Raw genomic sequence first — 381 nt, 5'->3', positions numbered from 1 at the left:
CTGCACAGCATGGGAACGGGGCCGGCCGCGCAGGGCGGCGGCGCAGGGGGCAAGGCGCCGCGGCCGGAGGACTGCGACGCGCTCGACCTGTTCGTGGCCGCGGCCCTGCAGCGCCGCGACTATGCGGCGAGCGAGGGCGATGCGCCGCATTTCGCGCGCTACCTGCTCGCGCGCACCGAGGGGCCGGCTCCCGCCACGGTGCGCTCCAGCCTCAGCGCGCCGCTGCAGCGCATGGCCGTCCAGTCGCTGCACCAGCACCTGCGCGAGCTGCACGGGCGCCACGTCGAGGACGGCGCCGTGGTGGTGCTCGACAACGCCACGGGCGAAGTGCTGGCCTGGGTGGGATCGTCGGGCCTGCTCAGCCAGGCCGGCGAAGTGGAC

The 381-nt window shown here is 75.9% G+C and carries 1 protein-coding gene; it reads left to right on the top strand.

Annotated features, from left to right (window positions below; all coding sequences use genetic code 11):
- A partial coding sequence (locus E4T79_RS10830; protein ID WP_209304557.1) for a hypothetical protein occupies positions 1–381 on the top strand: 381 nt, incomplete at both ends.

The sequence above is a fragment of the Streptococcus sp. LYSM12 genome (genome assembly GCF_004569635.1).
GTDB lineage: Bacteria > Bacillota > Bacilli > Lactobacillales > Streptococcaceae > Streptococcus.
Note: the sequence above shows the minus strand (reverse complement) of the source record. Positions and strands in the feature narration are given on the sequence as shown.